Genomic DNA, 16419 nt, shown 5'->3' with positions numbered 1-16419 from the left:
TTAAATATCCGTATAAATTTTTCTGTTATAATAAGCTTTTAAATAATTTTAAAGGCTATAAAATGTACCGTTTTGCACCTTCTCCCACAGGTGATATGCACATAGGAAATTTACGCGCAGCAATTTTTAATTATATCTGTGCAAGACAAAAAAATATGGATTTTATCTTACGTATTGAAGATACTGATAAGGCTAGAAATATAGCAGGAAAAGAAGAAGAAATCAAAGAAATTTTAAATCTTTTTGGTATTTCATGGCAGCATTACTATATACAAAGTGAAAATTTAAAATTCCATCGCCAAATGGCTTTAAAACTTATAAGTGAAAAAAAAGCTTTTGCTTGTTTTTGTACCGAAGAAGAACTTGAAGCAAAAAAAGAGTTAGCTAAAAAACAAGGTAAAGCTTATCGCTACGATGGCACTTGTGAAAAACTAGCCGATATTGATGTTTTAGAATGTGAAAAACCCTTTGTTATCCGTCTTAAAAAACCTACTCATACTATGAAATTCACTGATTTTATCAAAGGCGAGCTTAGTTTCGAGCCTGAAAACATAGACTCTTTTGTCATCATGAGAACAGATAAAACTCCAACTTATAATTTTGCTTGTGCGGTTGATGATATGCTTGAAAATGTTACTTGTATTATACGCGGAGAAGATCATGTTTCAAACACTCCAAAACAAGAACATATCCGCGCAAGCTTAGGTTATAATAAAGCTATGACTTATGCACACTTGCCTATCATTTTAAACGAAGAAGGTGTTAAAATGAGTAAAAGAGAAGCACATTCTTCTGTAAAATGGCTACTTGAAAGTGGAATTTTACCTAGCGCAATCGCAAATTATCTTATCATGCTAGGCAATAAAACTCCTTGTGAAATTTTTACCTTAGAAGAGACTATAAAATGGTTTGATATTTCTAAAGTTTCAAAAGCTCCAGCAAGATTTGATCTTAAAAAACTTTTGCAAATCAATCGCGAACATATCAAAATGATAAAAGATGATGAGCTTAATAAAATTTTAGATTTAAATAAAGATCTTGCACAACTTGCTAAATTTTACACTCAAGAAGCAAGCACCATAAAAGAACTTAAAGAAAAAATGCGAGCTATTTTCAACACAAAAGACTTTGGAGAGTTTGAAACAGAATGTAAAATTTTAAAAGAACTCTTAAAAGATATTGAACTTTTTGAAAACTATGAAGATTTTAAAAATGAACTTTTAAGCAAAAGCGACTTAAAAGGTAAAAAATTTTTCATGCCTTTAAGGATAATTTTAACAGGAAATATCCACGGACCTGAGCTTGGTGATCTTTATCCTTATATTAAAAATTTTATTCACGAATTAGCAAGGATTTAACTATGGTTATAGACTCTTTTATTATTTCTATTTTTCAAGTACTACAAATTGTCATTAACATTTATACTTGGATTATTATCATCGCAGCACTTTTAAGCTGGGTAAACCCTGATCCTTATAATCCCATAGTGCAAATTTTATATAAATTAAGTTATCCTGCTTACACCTTAGTTAGAAAAATTCCAACACGCATTGGTAATATTGATCTTGCGCCTTTGATTATAGTCTTAGCATTGCAGTTTCTTGGCATTTTTCTTGGGAATATCTTAAGGAGTATATTGTGATAAAAAAAATACTCGTTTTTTTATTTATTTTTTCAAGTTTAAATGCTACACAATATAGCATAGAAAAACTCAAAAAGGAAGAAAATTCACTTGCTAAGGATTATTATATTTATAGGCTTTTAGAAAAAAATAAAATCAGTAAAAAAGATGCACAAGATTTAAATTCTCATATTTTTCGCTATATAGGAAAAATTAAATCCGAACTTGAAAAAATCATCCCTTTAAAGCCTTATATCAACCCAAAATATGCTAAATGCTATACCTATACAGCAAATACTATCTTAGATGCAAATTTAACTTGTCAAAGTGTGCGCTTAAATTCATTAGTTTTTATAGCGAGTTTAAATTCCAAAGACCGAACGACTTTAGCTCAAACCTTTAAAAATCAAAGACCTGATTTGACAAATTTATTACTAGCTTTTAATACTTCTGATCCTATGAGCTATATAGTACAAAAAGAAGATATTAATGGTTTTTTTAAACTTTATAATTATTCTAAAAAATACGACTTAGATTTAAATACAAGTTTAGTCAATAAACTACCAAACCACATTGGTTTTAAAGATTTTGCACAAAATATTATTATTAAAAAAGAAAATCCAAAATTTAGACATTCTATGCTAGAAATAAATCCTGAAAATGTAAGTGAAGATTCTGCTTTCTATTTGGGAGTCAATGCCTTAACTTATGATAAAACAGAGCTTGCTTATGACTTTTTTAAAAAGGCGGCACAAAGTTTTAAATCGCAAAGCAATAAAGACAATGCTATATTTTGGATGTGGTTGATTAAAAACAATGAAGAAGATTTAAAAACTTTATCACAAAGTTCTTCTTTAAATATTTATAGTCTTTACGCAAAAGAACTTACTAACACACCTTTTCCAAAGATAGAAAGCCTTAATCCAAGCAAGAAAAAAAATAATTTTAATATGCAAGATCCTTTTGCTTGGCAAAAAATAAACAAACAAATTCGCGATGCTAACGCAAGTCAACTAGATGTCTTGGCAAAAGAATTTGACACACAAGAAACCTTGCCTATTTATGCTTACATATTAGAACGCAAAAATAATTTTAAAAAACATTATTTTATAATGCCTTATTATGACAATATAAAAGACTATAACAAAACAAGACAAGCTTTAATTTTGGCTATTGCCAGACAAGAAAGTCGTTTTATTCCAACTGCTATTTCAGTTTCTTATGCTTTAGGCATGATGCAATTTATGCCATTTTTAGCCAATCACATAGGGGAAAAAGAATTAAAAATTCCAAATTTCGATCAAGATTTTATGTTTAAACCTGAAATAGCATATTACTTTGGAAACTATCATCTAAATTACCTTGAATCGCGTTTAAAATCTCCACTTTTTGTCGCTTATGCTTATAATGGCGGTATAGGATTTACTAACCGTATGCTTGCAAGAAATGATATGTTTAAGACAGGCAAATTTGAACCTTTCTTGTCTATGGAGCTAGTTCCTTATCAAGAAAGCCGAATTTACGGAAAAAAAGTTCTAGCTAATTATATTGTGTATCGACATCTTCTGAACGATAGTATAAAGATTTCGGATATTTTTGAAAATTTAATTCAAAACAAGGCAAATGATCTAAACAAATCTTAGTTACAAGCTTAGTCTCTTCCTTGACATTAGGAAGAGATACTTTAAAATAATCAGTATAGTTGTTTTGTATTATATATTTTAAGTACTCATCATCCAATTTTTCAATATTGGCTTTTTTATTATTGATAAAAACTTCTAAATTTTGAATTTTTAATGTATTTGGAGTAAAAGACAAGGCCAATACATCATCTTTACTTGTCTTATCTAGAATTGGATTTAAATAAGACATAGTTATAATGGCATTAATCTTATCTTGTGTGATTTTGTATTTTTGAGTAAACATTAAAGTTTGAGATTTTAAATTTATATCCACAATCGCCTGATCTTTTAAAGAACAAGCTCCAAGCAAAAAAGCACCTAAAATTACACTATAAATTTTCATTCTTTTTCCATATTTTTTAGTATTATTGTAGCCTTTTAACCCTATTTTTTGGTTTAAAAAGATATAATTTTACAAAAAAATTAAGAGTATATTTTATGAAACAACTTATCATGGCTTTTAGCGGGCCTTCAAATTCAGGAAAAACTACACTTATCACAAAAATAGCTGATAATTTTTTGCAACAAAATTTAAAAGTTTTAATCATTAAACATGATCCTGCCGATAAAGCTCAATTTGATTTTAACGGTAAAGATAGTTTTAAATTTTTCCAAAGCGGAGCTGAAGTCATGGTTTTAAGCCCTACAAGAACAACTTTTTTTTCTCATGAAAATAGAGATATTTTAAAAGCTTTAAAATTAGCACCCAATTTTGACATTTGTTTGGTTGAAGGATTAAAAACTCTTGATTTACCACGCATTAGCGTATTTTGCAAAGAAATTGATGAAAGTTATTTTACTTTTTCAAACGCTATTGCAAGCTATGAAAAAATTTCCCACCCTTATCTTACTTGGCTTGATTTAAACGATATACAAGCTATTTGTCGATACATACTTAAAAATGCTAAAAATTTACAAGGAGAATTATAAAATGCAAGAAGTGATTTCTTATATACAAAAAGCGGTTTTAGAAATTTCTAACGCTTTAAAATTTCCCGATACAAGCTACAGTCAAAATCAAAATTTTACAGGCGATACCCAACTCAAATTTGATGTTTTAAGCGATGGAATCATCACAAAAACTCTAAGTCAATGTTCAAGCATTAAAGCCATCATAAGTGAAGAAAAAGACGAAATTTTAACGCTTAACGAGAGGGCAAATTTTATCGTAGCTTATGATCCTTTAGATGGTTCTAGCTTAATGGATGTTAATTTTGCCATAGGTTCTATTTTTGCCATCTATGAAGAAAAAGCAAGTGCTAAAAATTTAAGAGCTGCACTTTATAGTATGTATGGAGCGCGCTTAGAACTTGTGATTTGCAAAGATCAGCCAAAACTTTATCGCTTAAATGCAAATAATGAATTTATTTTTATAAAAGATCTTAAAATGAATGAAAAAGGCAAGATTAATGCTACAGGCGGAACGCAAAAATTTTGGGAAGAAAAACATGCCAAATTTATCAAAAGTCTTTTTGATGAAGGCTATCGCTTAAGATATTCTGGAGCCATGGTAAGCGATATCAATCAAATTTTATTAAAAGGGGGTGGCATTTTTAGCTATCCTGCAACACAAGATGCGCCTAATGGCAAACTTCGTGCCTTTTTTGAAGTCTTTCCTCTAGCCTTTATCATAGAAAAAGCAGGCGGAAAAACTACAAATGGAAAAAACCACTCCTTACTTGAACTTGAATTTGATAAAATCCATGCGACAACTCCTTGTTTTTTTGGCTCAGAATATGAAATTTCAAAACTTTTAAAGGCTTATAATGAGTGATATTAGAGATGAATTTGAGCAAGATATGGATAAAAAAAAAGAAATTTTACTTTCATGTCAAAACTCAAAAAACCTAAACTCTTGTTATAATTGCGATGAAATTTTTAACTGCCAAACTAGAAAAAATTATGTTGATGCAGTCTATAACAGTATGTCTAAGGGTAAAACCGAAGGCGGATTTGACTTTTAAAGGAAAAAAATGCGTTATATTACAACACCAATTTATTATGTAAATGATGTGCCTCATTTAGGTCATGCTTATACTACCATCATAGCCGATACTTTAGCAAGATTTTATCGTTTGCAAGGACATGAAACAAGATTTCTAACAGGAACAGATGAGCATGGACAAAAAATCGAAGAAGCTGCCAAACTAAGAAATTCCACTCCTCAAGAATATGCTGATAAAATCAGTTTTGAATTTAAAAAATTATGGGATGAATTTGAAATCACCTATGATATTTACGCAAGAACAACTGATACAAGGCATATTGAATTTGTTAAAGCTATGTTTTTAAAAATGTGGCAAAAAGGCGATATTTATAAAGATGAATACGAAGGACACTATTGTATTTCTTGCGAAAGCTTTTTTACTCAAAGTCAGCTTATCAATGATTGTTCTTGTCCAGATTGTGGCAAAAACACTACGATTTTAAAAGAAGAGAGTTATTTTTTTAAACTTTCAAAATACCAAGATAAAATTTTACAATGGTATGAAGAAAAAGATCCCATCCTACCAAAAAACAAAAAAAACGAACTTATAAATTTTGTCCAAAGCGGCCTTAAAGATCTTTCCATTACAAGAACAAGTTTTGATTGGGGGATTAAACTGCCTCAAGAAATTAATGATGATAAACATATTATTTATGTATGGCTTGACGCACTTTTTATCTATATAAGCTCTCTTGATTTTCAAAGCAAGGGAGAAAATGCTAAATTTTGGCCTGCGCATGTGCATTTAGTAGGAAAAGATATTTTGCGTTTTCATGCCATTTATTGGCCAGCTTTTTTAATGAGCGTAGATTTACCTTTGCCAAAATTTATAGGTGCACATGGCTGGTGGACTAAAGAAGGTGAAAAAATGAGCAAATCTAAAGGCAATGTTGTAAAACCTAAAGAAGTGGTTGATGCCTATGGAAGCGAAGCTTTTAGATATTTCTTGCTTAGAGAAGTGCCTTTTGGTAATGATGGGGATTTTAGCGAAAATATGCTGATAAATCGTATCAATGCTGAACTAAGCAATGAATTTGGGAATTTGCTTAATCGCATTATAGGTATGAGTACAAAATATTCTCAAGGAAATATTTTAAAAGAAGGTGTTTTAAAATATTACAATACTGAACTAAATCAAGCAAAAGAACACTTAAATTTAGCGGTAGAATTTTTAGAAAACTTACAGTGTAATCGTTATTTAGAAGAACTTTTTAAAGCCTTAAGCGTAGCAAATTTAGCCATCAGCAAATACGAACCTTGGAATTTAATCAAAGAAAACAAACACGAACAAGCTAACGCTTTAGTTGCACTTTGTGCAAATATTTTAGCCAAAACAAGCCTTTTATTAAGCCCTACTCTACCAAAGTCCTGTGAAAAAGTGGCTTTAGCTTTAAATTTTGAAATTTCATCTACAAATTACGCAAAAATGATACTTGATAATGAACTTTTAGATTTTAAAGCAAATCCTTGCGAAGCTTTATTTCCAAAAGTAGAAAAAGCTCTTTTAAAACAAGAAATTAAAGAAGAACCTAAAAAAGAAGAAAGTCCTAAAATAAAAATCGATGATTTTGCAAAAATTGAAATCAAAGTCGCTAAGGTGCTTGATTGTCAAAATATAGAAGGGAGTGAAAAACTTTTGAAATTTCAACTCGAACTTGACGATAAAGAAATCCGTCAAGTACTCTCAGGCATAGCAAAACACTATAAAGCCAGTGATTTAATCGGTAAACAAGTTTGCATTATAAGCAATCTTAAAAAAGCTAAAATTTTTGGACATGAAAGCGATGGTATGATACTTTCTGCAAAAAGCGGAGATAAACTTGTTTTAATCACCCCTGAACAACTTGTACAAAACGGTTCTTTAGTAGGCTAAAATATGCAAATTAGCAATTTAGGTGAACTTTTAAACGCAACGCTCATTCATGAAGGTAGCGTTTTAAGTGTGGAAGGTTTTGCCATAAATTTAAACGAACTTAAAGCAGGCTTTGCCTTCTTTAATAACGATAAAAAAGAAATTACCCAAGCTGTAAAAAAAGGCGCTTATGCTATAATTACAGAAAATGACATTACTATTGAAGATAAAGACATTTTTTACTTTAGAGTAGAAAATCTAGAACAAGCTCTTGTAAGATTTTTACGCTTTTTTTGTGAAGATAAAGAATGTGAATTTTTACTTTTTAAATCTTACGAACTAAGTCTTTGCAAGGCTTTTTATTTTAACATTTTAAAAGGAAATATTTTTGCTGATTTTGAAAAACTAATCAAAGCAAAAAAGGGTGAAATTTTTTGTTACTGTGAAGAAAATTACTTAAATAAACTTTGCGCCTATTCTCATAGTCTAAAAGATGCTAATTTTACCTTATTATCGCGATCTAGCTTCTTTTTTACAACTTTGATTTGTGAAAATTTATATTTTAAAAATCTTAATTTGCCTTTTTTTTACGCAAATAGTTTTGCAAAAATTATTTCTTTTTTAAAAGAAAAAAGTCAAAAAATAATATTTGATTTTAATAAGATTGATGATTTTAAAATTTATTTTATTGATGATAAATTTGAAATCACTCCTTTTGGTTCAAGCTCTCAAGCGTTTATTGTAAGCAACAACCAAAATACCTTTGAATTCTGGAAAGAAAAATTTAAAAACATAAAAGACTTTAAAATTGCTTCTAAAAATTCTTTATTTTGTGATTTTTCCTATAATCAGCTTTCAGATTTAAGAAAATTAAAAAATTTTAAATATTGTTTAATTCTTGAAAATTATGATATTTTTGAACAAGAATTTGAAAACAAAGAAAATCAAACCCCAAGCTTATTTTAAATTCACTCCTTCATTTTCAAGCAAAAATCTTTTTATTTCAAGCCCTCCATTATATCCTCCTATGCCATTACTTGCAATAACTCTATGACAAGGTATAAAAATAGGAATCTGATTTTTAGAATTTGCATTTCCGACAGCTCTAAAAGCTTTTGGATGATTAATTTTTTCTGCTATATCTTTATAAGTAGCTATTTTACCATAAGGAATTTTCATTAAAGCCTTATAAACCTTTGATTCAAAATCTGTACCTTGTATCAAAACAGGAATGCTAAATTTTCTAAGCTTATGAGTAAAATATAAATCAAGTTCATATTTTACTAAGTCAAGCAAACTACAATTTTTTTCTGATCTTTTATTATCACAAAAATCGACTCTAGTTAAAAATTTTCCATCACTATGTAAAGATAGGTAACATAAAGGCATTTTATAATAAACTTTAAACATTTTTTATCCTTCAAAGAGCTACAATTATAATAAAAAATATTTAAGGAGTAGAAAATGTCTTTTATGCAAGAATACAATAAACTTGTTGAAGAAAGAGCCGCTTTGGGTATACCACCCCTTCCTTTAAATGCAAATCAAACTAAAGAACTTTGTAAACTACTTGAAAATGAAAATAATGAAGAGCTTGCAAATCTTTTAGAAAATAGAGTAAATCCTGGTGTTGATGATGCAGCTTTAGTAAAATGTGAATTTTTAAATTCTATACTTAAAGGCAAAATCAGTGCTCCAAATATAGACAAAAAAAGAGCCTTAAGAATGCTTGGAACTATGTTAGGCGGATATAATGTTAAAGTTTTAATCGATGCTTTAAAAGATGAAAACATAGCCAAAGATGCTGCAGAAGTGTTGAAAAATATTATTTTTGTTCATGATAATTTTCATACCATAGCTGAACTTAGCAAAAACAATCCACACGCTAGGGAAGTTTTACAAAGCTGGGCAAATGCGGACTGGTTTAACAAAAAAGAAAAATTACCTCAAGTGATTAAATGTATAGTTTTCAAAGTAGCAGGGGAAACAAATACCGATGATCTAAGCCCTGCAGGAGATGCTTTTACAAGAAGCGATATTCCTTTGCATGCAAATGCCATGCTAAAGGTAAGACAAGCAGGATCCTTAGAAAAAATCAAAGAGCTTAAAAAAAGCGGTCGCGAAGTAGTTTATGTAGGTGATGTTGTAGGAACAGGTTCAAGTAGAAAATCAGCAATAAATTCTATACAATGGCACTTAGGAAAAGAAATAGAAGGTGTACCAAACAAGCACAGCGGTGGTATAGTAATGGGTTCAACCATAGCACCGATTTTCTTTAACACTGCTCAAGATAGTGGGGCTTTACCTATCATCTGTGATGTAATAAACTTAGAAATGGGCGATGAGTTTGAAATTCATCCTTATGAGGGAAAAATCATAAAAAATGGCTCTACAATTGCAGAATTTACACTCAGTCCAAACACTCTCTTAGATGAAGTTAGAGCAGGAGGAAGAATCCCACTTATCATAGGTCGTGGGCTTTGTGCTAAGGCTAGAGAATTTTTAGGTATGGAAAGTGAAAATATCTTTACCAAACCTGAACAACCTAAATCTTCAAGCGGTGGTTATACCTTGGCTCAAAAAATGCTAGGTCGTGCCTGTGGAGTTGAAGGTGTGCGTCCAGGTATGTATATAGAACCTATGACTTTAACTGTAGGCTCTCAAGATACTACAGGTCCTATGACTAGAGATGAAATTAAAGAGCTTGCAAGCCTAGGTTTTAATGCAGACTTTGTGATGCAAAGCTTTTGCCATACAGCTGCTTATCCAAAAGTAAGCGATTCAAATTTACATAAAACCTTGCCCAATTTCATGACAAGTCGTGGTGGGGTGAGTTTAAAACCAGGTGATGGGGTTATTCACTCTTGGCTTAATCGTTTTGTATTGCCAGATACCGTAGGAACGGGCGGGGATTCTCACACACGCTTTCCTATAGGAATTTCTTTCCCTGCAGGAAGCGGACTTGTAGCTTTTGCTGCGGTTACTGGCTCTATGCCTTTAAATGTACCCGAAAGTGTTTTAGTACGTTTTAGCGGAGAATTGCAAGCTGGAGTTACCTTAAGAGATTTGGTTAATGCTATACCTTATTATGCAATCAAACAAGGACAACTTACTGTTGAAAAGAAAAATAAGAAAAATATTTTTGCAGGAAAAATTTTAGAAATAGAAGGCTTGCCAAACTTAAAAGTCGAACAAGCTTTTGAACTCAGCGATGCAAGCGCTGAAAGATCTGCCGCTGCTTGTAGTGTGGATTTAAGCATAGAAAGTGTAAGCGAATATATCAAATCCAATATTTCTTTAATTGAAGCTATGATAGAAGCAGGATATGAGAATAAAGCTACCCTTGTTAGAAGGGCTGAAAAAATGAGAGAATGGCTTAAAAACCCTACTCTTTTAAGAGCAGATAAAGATGCAAAATACGCTTATATTATAGATATTAATCTTAATGACATTAAAGAGCCAATCCTAGCTTGTCCAAATGACCCTGATGATGTGGCAACCTTAAGCGAAATTTTAGCCGATAATAAGCGTCCAAAAAATATAGATGAAGTTTTTGTAGGTTCTTGTATGACAAACATAGGACATTATAGAGCTTTGGGAGAAATTTTAAAAGATAAAGGCATACTTAAAACCAGACTTTGGGTAGTGCCTCCAACAAAAATGGATAAAGCACAACTTACTAATGAAGGTTATTACAGCATCTTTGGTGCAGCAGGTGCTAGAATAGAAGTTCCTGGTTGTTCTTTGTGTATGGGTAATCAAGCTAGAGTAAATGATGGAGCTGTAGTTTTCTCAACTTCTACAAGAAATTTTGACAACCGTATGGGAATGGGTGCTAAAGTATATTTAGGCAGTGCAGAACTTGCAGCAGTTTGTGCGATTTTGGGTAAAATTCCAAGCAAGGAAGAATACTTACAAATTGTTAGCGAAAAACTAAGTGATGAGCATAAGGCAAATATCTATAGATATTTAAATTTTAATGAGATTGAAAATTTCAAACTTGAAAATTAATTCAAATTTAATACTTATTTGGATTAAATAACAAAATTAAAATTTTCAAAGGAAAAATATTGAAGTTATTATTCACTTCCTTTTGTTGTTTTGCAAGTTTAATGGCTAGCGATGCCATTAACTGCGACAACATTAAAAATAATAAAACATTGCTAAATGAAAGTTCAAATTTAGATTATTTAAATATAGCTTCAAGCTGTAAAGAATCTTTAAAAAATCAAGATTTTACAAAAAAACTCTATGCGATTTCCAATGAAATTCGCGGAAGCAATAGCTCTTGTAATGGTGTGGCTTATTTGCCCAAATTACAACAATTTGATTTTTTATTATTAAAAATAGCCATCGACCCCATCACTTATCAAAAAACTTTAGATACACCTGAGAATTTAGAAAAAAAATATGATATTTTAAAATCTTACTTTAGATATTGGGCATATCAAAGTATAGGAAATTTTAGACTTTACAAAGCTTTTTGGCAAGAATACAATAACGCTATAGAACCTTTAGAAAAGTATTTTGAAAGTAATTTTAATTTTGACAAAGGTAGCAATATTTACTATACTAGCAATGCCTTAAACGAATTTTTAAATTGGGCTGTTGGAGAAACAAAAATTTACAAAGACATTAGTCCTTTAGCAAAAATCATGTCAAATAAAAATTATTCGGTATCTTATATACAAGATTTTATTTTTTCAAATAATCCAAGTCAAGATGATCTTACTATAGCCTTACAAGCAGCGCTTCTAAATCAAAGAGAAAAAGAAATTTTAGAACTTTTGATTCGTTTTGGCGCTAGGATTGACGAAGGTTATGAAAGTGCTATTTTTTACGCATTGGAAAATTATGAAAATACAAATTTTTTAATCCAAAATGGAGCGAATGTTAATCAAGCCAATGCCTTTGGTAAAACTCCGCTTTTTTATGCCATAGAGTTTAATCGTCTTGATATCATAAAACTACTTCTTGATAATGGAGCAAATGTTAATCAAAAATATATTAATAACAATGAAAAATTAGCATTAAGTGCGAACATAGGTTCAAATACGCCTTATTTTATTACATTTTGTGCTCTAGAGCACACTTCAAAAAATGTTTTAATGCATGCTGCAGCTTATGGAAATGTTGAAATTTTAAAACTTCTTATCTCAAAAGGAGCAAATCTTAACGCTGTTGATGATCTTGGTTTTAATGCACTTGACTTTGCGCTAGCAGCAGGCAAAAAAGAAAATGCTGATTATCTAAAAAGCTTGGGTTTAAAAGCAAATGAAAATCTATTTTACGGAGGTAGTTTAGAATGAAAACCGCATTTATTACAGGAGCTAGTTCAGGTTTTGGTAGAGCTTGCGTTGAAGCTTTTATACAAAAAGGCTACAAAGTAATCGCCCTTGCTAGACGCAAAGAGCGTCTAGAAGAGTTAAAAAATTCTCACAAAGATAAGATTTACACGCTTTGCATAGATGTAAGAAATCAAAAAGAAATCTTTGAGGCTATTGAAAATTTACCCAAAGAATTTCAAGAAATTGATGTGCTTTTTAATAATGCAGGCTTAGCTTTAGGGGTAGATGAATTTGATAAATTAAACCTTGAAGATATTAACACTATGGTAGATACAAACATCAAAGGATTTTTATATGTTGCAAAAGTTGTTATTCCTATACTTCGTAAACAAAAAAATGCTTATATTTTTAACTTAGGTTCGGTTGCAGGACGCAATCCTTATTTTGGAGGCAATGTGTATTGTGGAACCAAAGCCTTTGTAGGACAATTTTCATTGGCCTTAAGAAATGATCTTAGAGGAAGCAATATCAAAGTAACAAACATTGCTCCAGGACTTTGCAAAACTGAATTTAGTGAAGTGCGTTTTAAAGGAGATATCCAAAAAGCTGATGCAGTGTATGAAAATACGCAATTTATCAGTGCTAATGATATTGCCAAAGTGGTAATGTCTATTATTAACCTACCAAGCCATATTAATGTTAATGAAATCGAGCTTATGCCGGTAACACAAACTTGGAATGGATTTTATATAGAAAGAGATGAATGAATAAATTTTTAGTTTTATTGTTTTTACCTTTAGTTGCATTTGCAAACTCCTCAGAAGCAGCTGCAAATGCTAATTTATTTGGAGCTTTTACGCTTATACCGCCTTTAGTTGCTATTGCTTTAGCCTTTATCACAAAAGATGTTATTTTGTCACTCTTTGCTGGAGTTTTAAGCGGAACTTTTCTACTTAGCCTTTCTGCAAATATTTTTAAAGCACAACATTTAGCTTTTGTAAATTTTTATAATACCGCAGTAGAATCTTTTTCAAAGATTATTTCTTATATCTTAGGTTCAACTTCAGATCCAGTAAATGCAGGAATCATTTTACAAATTCTTTGTATAGGTGGTCTTGTGGCACTTATCACAAAAATGGGTGGTGCAAAAGCTGTAGCATTAAAATTTGCCAAAAGAGCCAAATCAGCTGTATCAGCTCAAGTTAACACTTGGTTTTTAGGGCTTTTAATATTTTTTGATGATTATGCTAATTTACTGATCGTAGGTCCAATTATGCGTCCTTTGGCGGATAAATTTAAAATTTCTCGTGAAAAATTTGCCTTTATTATCGACTCTACCGCAGCTCCTGTGGCAGGAATAGCTGTAATTTCTACTTGGATAGGCTTAGAAGTTTCTTTAATTAAAACCGCTTATGAACACATAGGCATTAGCGATATTAGTGCTTTTGGAATTTTTGTCGAAACCATACCTTATCGTTTTTATAATATCTTCATGCTTTTTTTTGTAGTCATGACTGCAATCATGGGACGTGAGTTTGGTTCTATGTACAAGGCTGAAGTGCGTGCAAGAACCACAGGACAAATTGCACCTCTACCTAAATCAGGCACACTAGATACTGCTGAATTAGAGGATCAGTTTTTAGCGCCAAAAGAAGGTATTAAAATTCGTGCTTTTGATGCTATTGTTCCTATTTTTACTTTAATCATTTTAGCTATATTAGGATTTTATTTTAATGGACTTAGCACTTTAGAAGGCGAAGAACTTGCAAAAGCAAGTGCCAATCCTTTGTCTTTTGAAACTTTTAGGGCTGCTTTTGGAAATGCTGATTCTTCTGTGGTGTTATTCCAAGCTGCTTTGTTTGCTGCTATTGTAGCGATTTTTATCGGGGTGCGTCGTAAAATTTTCAATCTTAAAGAAGCGGTAGAAACTTGGATATATGGCTGGAAAACCATGATTTTTACCATAGTATTGCTTTTATTTGCTTGGTCGCTTTCAAGTATAGTAAAAGATCTAGGAACTTCTTTATTTATCACCAGTTTGCTTGCAGATAAATTGCCTGAGTTTATTTTGCCTGCTACTATTTTTGCTTTTGCTTCAGCCATTTCTTTTGCCATAGGAACAAGCTATGGAACTATGGGGATTTTAATGCCTTTGGCTGTGCCTTTAGCTCATGAAATCGCCAAAATCAATGGTATGGATGCAAATGCTATGCATCATTATATGGTTATTAATATAAGCTGCGTTTTAACAGGTGCGATTTTTGGAAACCATTGCTCACCAATTTCAGATAATGTAATCCTTTCATCTATGAGCGCAAAATGCGATCATATGGAGCATGTAAGAACACAAATTCCTTATGCTTTATTTATCTGTGGTATTTCTTTAATCGCTGGATATATTCCTGTATCTTTAGGACTTAGCGTTTGGTTTGTCTTGCCTTTAAATTTCATACTTATTGCGCTTTTACTAAGACTCATCGGAAAGAAAGTTCCATGAGTCTTGAAAATTTTGGAAATTTTCTCACTTTAGATGAAAAACACTCTTTCATAAAAAAATATTTTAAAGAATTTTATACAAAGGATTTTAAACTTTTTGCCTCAAAAGATAAACATTATCGTACAAGAGCTGAACTTTCATTTTATCATGAAAATGATACGCTTTTTTATGCAATGTTTGATCCAAAAAGCAAAAAAAAGTACATTATAGAATATTTAGATTTTGCTGATGAAAAAATTTGTGCTTTTATGCCAAAACTTCTAGAATACTTGCGTCAAGATAATAAATTAAAAGAAAAACTTTTTGGTGTAGAATTTTTAACCACAAAGCAAGAACTTAGCATAACCTTACTCTATCATAAAAATATAGAAGATATAAAGTCAAATTTAGAAAATTTAAGCAATATTCTTCATATCAACCTCATAGCAAGAAGTAAAGGCAAAAAACTTATTTTTAAAACAGAAAATCTAAGACAAACTTTAAATATTCAAGATAGAAAAATATTTTATGAATTTAACAACGATTGTTTTATTCAGCCTAACACTACTATAAATGAAAAAATGATTACTTGGGTGTGTGAAATTTTAAATACTCAAAAAAGAATGGATTTACTTGAGCTTTACTGTGGATATGGAAATTTTACTTTAGCTTTAGCACCATTCTTTTTTAAAGTTTTAGCCACTGAAATTTCAAAAAGTAATATTAATTTTGCTTTAAAAAATTGCAAACTTAATAATACAACAAATATCCACTTTGCAAGACTTTCAAGCGAAGAATTAAGTCTTGCTATCAAAAAAGAAAGAGAATTTTTTCGTTTAAAAGATATTCGATTGGATGATTTTAATTTCTCTCATGTTTTAGTTGATCCACCCCGTGCAGGACTTGATAAAAGCGTAATTGACTTAATAAAAAAATATGAAAATATTATTTATATTTCTTGTAATCCTATCACTTTAAAAGAAAATTTAAAAGAATTAAGCCTAACACATAGAGTGGAAGAGTTTGCTCTTTTTGATCAATTTGTCAATACTCCACATCTTGAATGCGGAGTATTTCTTAGCAAGGTATAAAAAAATAATTCATTAATTTAGCCAGTATTACTATCGCGATACAAAGCACAAATACAAAAGGGTGGATAAAAGCACCGAGTGGATTTTTCTTCTTTAATATAAAATGACAAAATAAAGAAAAAACAACTAAAGATAAAATTCCAAAAGCCAAAATAATTTTTACAGCAAAAAGTAAATTTAAAGGTTTAAAATGAAAACCTGCCAAAGCACCTCCGCTTAAAAAAAGCAAAAGAACCACAAAAGGCATTATTTTAACCCCAGTAGCACTAAAAAGACTTTTGTCAAAATTAGGATTTTTCTTTTTAACTACGCCCAAAACAAATACATCAACAAACAAATAACCTATAAACAAAATAGCACAAAGAAGATGGATTGTTAAAGTATATGGATAAAATTCTTCCATTTTTCCCTCCTTATTAAAC

General features: G+C 30.7%; 16 protein-coding genes. 13 read left to right on the top strand and 3 right to left on the bottom strand.

Annotated features, from left to right (window positions below):
• Window positions 1–62: 62 nt before the first annotated feature.
• From gltX to SR63_RS03570, 3 genes are read left to right on the top strand one after another with little or no spacing between them, the layout of a single operon-like run.
• On the top strand, window positions 63–1358 hold the full coding sequence (gene gltX / locus SR63_RS03580; RefSeq protein ID WP_147498362.1) for a glutamate--tRNA ligase: 1296 nt from the start codon (window positions 63–65) through the stop codon (window positions 1356–1358).
• A 2-nt stretch (window positions 1359–1360) separates the two neighbouring features.
• The gene (locus tag SR63_RS03575; protein ID WP_002866947.1) at window positions 1361–1642 is read left to right on the top strand and encodes a YggT family protein; all 282 of its coding nucleotides are present in this window, start codon (window positions 1361–1363) and stop codon (window positions 1640–1642) included.
• The gene (locus SR63_RS03570) at window positions 1639–3264 is read left to right on the top strand and encodes a lytic transglycosylase domain-containing protein (RefSeq protein ID WP_002861483.1); all 1626 of its coding nucleotides are present in this window, start codon (window positions 1639–1641) and stop codon (window positions 3262–3264) included. Before SR63_RS03575 ends, SR63_RS03570 begins: the two co-directional genes overlap by 4 nt.
• Here the strand turns inward: SR63_RS03570 and SR63_RS03565 are convergent.
• A complete protein-coding gene (locus SR63_RS03565; RefSeq protein WP_002877189.1) occupies window positions 3161–3646 on the bottom strand; it encodes a hypothetical protein in 486 nt (161 codons plus the stop codon). The two genes, SR63_RS03570 and SR63_RS03565, sit on opposite strands and share 104 nt — an antisense overlap.
• Before the next feature lie 95 nt (window positions 3647–3741).
• Between SR63_RS03565 and mobB the strand changes: the two genes are divergently transcribed.
• Genes mobB through SR63_RS03540 form a run of 5 tightly spaced genes read left to right on the top strand, consistent with a single transcriptional unit; the run spans window position 3742 to window position 8108 of the window.
• The gene (mobB, locus tag SR63_RS03560) at window positions 3742–4233 is read left to right on the top strand and encodes a molybdopterin-guanine dinucleotide biosynthesis protein B (RefSeq protein ID WP_002856787.1); all 492 of its coding nucleotides are present in this window, start codon (window positions 3742–3744) and stop codon (window positions 4231–4233) included.
• A 1-nt stretch (window position 4234) separates the two neighbouring features.
• Window positions 4235–5077, top strand: a complete 843-nt coding sequence (locus SR63_RS03555; RefSeq protein ID WP_002866948.1) for a class 1 fructose-bisphosphatase — start codon at window positions 4235–4237, stop codon at window positions 5075–5077.
• Window positions 5070–5267, top strand: a complete 198-nt coding sequence (locus SR63_RS03550; protein WP_002856855.1) for a hypothetical protein — start codon at window positions 5070–5072, stop codon at window positions 5265–5267. The genes SR63_RS03555 and SR63_RS03550 overlap by 8 nt, the downstream gene beginning before the upstream one ends.
• Window positions 5268–5276: 9 nt before the next feature.
• Window positions 5277–7163, top strand: a complete 1887-nt coding sequence (gene metG, locus SR63_RS03545; RefSeq protein ID WP_002877188.1) for a methionine--tRNA ligase — start codon at window positions 5277–5279, stop codon at window positions 7161–7163.
• Window positions 7164–7166: 3 nt separating this feature from the next.
• Complete coding sequence (locus tag SR63_RS03540) at window positions 7167–8108, top strand: hypothetical protein (protein WP_002866951.1); 942 nt, start codon at window positions 7167–7169, stop codon at window positions 8106–8108.
• On the opposite strand, the gene SR63_RS03535 is transcribed toward SR63_RS03540, so the two are convergent.
• Window positions 8100–8552 carry a methylated-DNA--[protein]-cysteine S-methyltransferase gene (locus SR63_RS03535; protein ID WP_002866952.1) on the bottom strand — a complete coding sequence of 151 codons (453 nt, stop codon included), beginning with the start codon at window positions 8550–8552 and terminating at the stop codon, window positions 8100–8102. The two genes, SR63_RS03540 and SR63_RS03535, sit on opposite strands and share 9 nt — an antisense overlap.
• 54 nt (window positions 8553–8606) lie before the next feature.
• Between SR63_RS03535 and SR63_RS03530 the strand changes: the two genes are divergently transcribed.
• From SR63_RS03530 to trmA, 5 genes are read left to right on the top strand one after another with little or no spacing between them, the layout of a single operon-like run.
• Window positions 8607–11153, top strand: a complete 2547-nt coding sequence (locus tag SR63_RS03530; protein WP_002866953.1) for a bifunctional aconitate hydratase 2/2-methylisocitrate dehydratase — start codon at window positions 8607–8609, stop codon at window positions 11151–11153.
• A 59-nt stretch (window positions 11154–11212) separates the two neighbouring features.
• On the top strand, window positions 11213–12451 hold the full coding sequence (locus tag SR63_RS03525; RefSeq protein ID WP_002877184.1) for an ankyrin repeat domain-containing protein: 1239 nt from the start codon (window positions 11213–11215) through the stop codon (window positions 12449–12451).
• Window positions 12448–13197 carry an SDR family NAD(P)-dependent oxidoreductase gene (locus tag SR63_RS03520; protein ID WP_002866956.1) on the top strand — a complete coding sequence of 250 codons (750 nt, stop codon included), beginning with the start codon at window positions 12448–12450 and terminating at the stop codon, window positions 13195–13197. The genes SR63_RS03525 and SR63_RS03520 overlap by 4 nt, the downstream gene beginning before the upstream one ends.
• Window positions 13194–14927 carry a Na+/H+ antiporter NhaC family protein gene (locus SR63_RS03515; protein WP_002857112.1) on the top strand — a complete coding sequence of 578 codons (1734 nt, stop codon included), beginning with the start codon at window positions 13194–13196 and terminating at the stop codon, window positions 14925–14927. The genes SR63_RS03520 and SR63_RS03515 overlap by 4 nt, the downstream gene beginning before the upstream one ends.
• Window positions 14924–15997 (top strand): tRNA (uridine(54)-C5)-methyltransferase TrmA, encoded by a 1074-nt coding sequence (trmA, locus tag SR63_RS03510; RefSeq protein ID WP_002866957.1) that lies wholly within the window; start codon window positions 14924–14926, stop codon window positions 15995–15997. Before SR63_RS03515 ends, trmA begins: the two co-directional genes overlap by 4 nt.
• Here the strand turns inward: trmA and SR63_RS03505 are convergent.
• Window positions 15984–16400, bottom strand: a complete 417-nt coding sequence (locus tag SR63_RS03505; RefSeq protein WP_002856751.1) for a membrane protein — start codon at window positions 16398–16400, stop codon at window positions 15984–15986. The genes trmA and SR63_RS03505 overlap by 14 nt on opposite strands.
• Window positions 16401–16419 lie beyond the last annotated feature (19 nt).

The organism is Campylobacter sp. 2014D-0259 (assembly GCF_008000505.1).
Taxonomy (GTDB): domain Bacteria; phylum Campylobacterota; class Campylobacteria; order Campylobacterales; family Campylobacteraceae; genus Campylobacter_D; species Campylobacter_D jejuni.
This window is presented reverse-complemented; position numbering and strand designations above follow the sequence as displayed.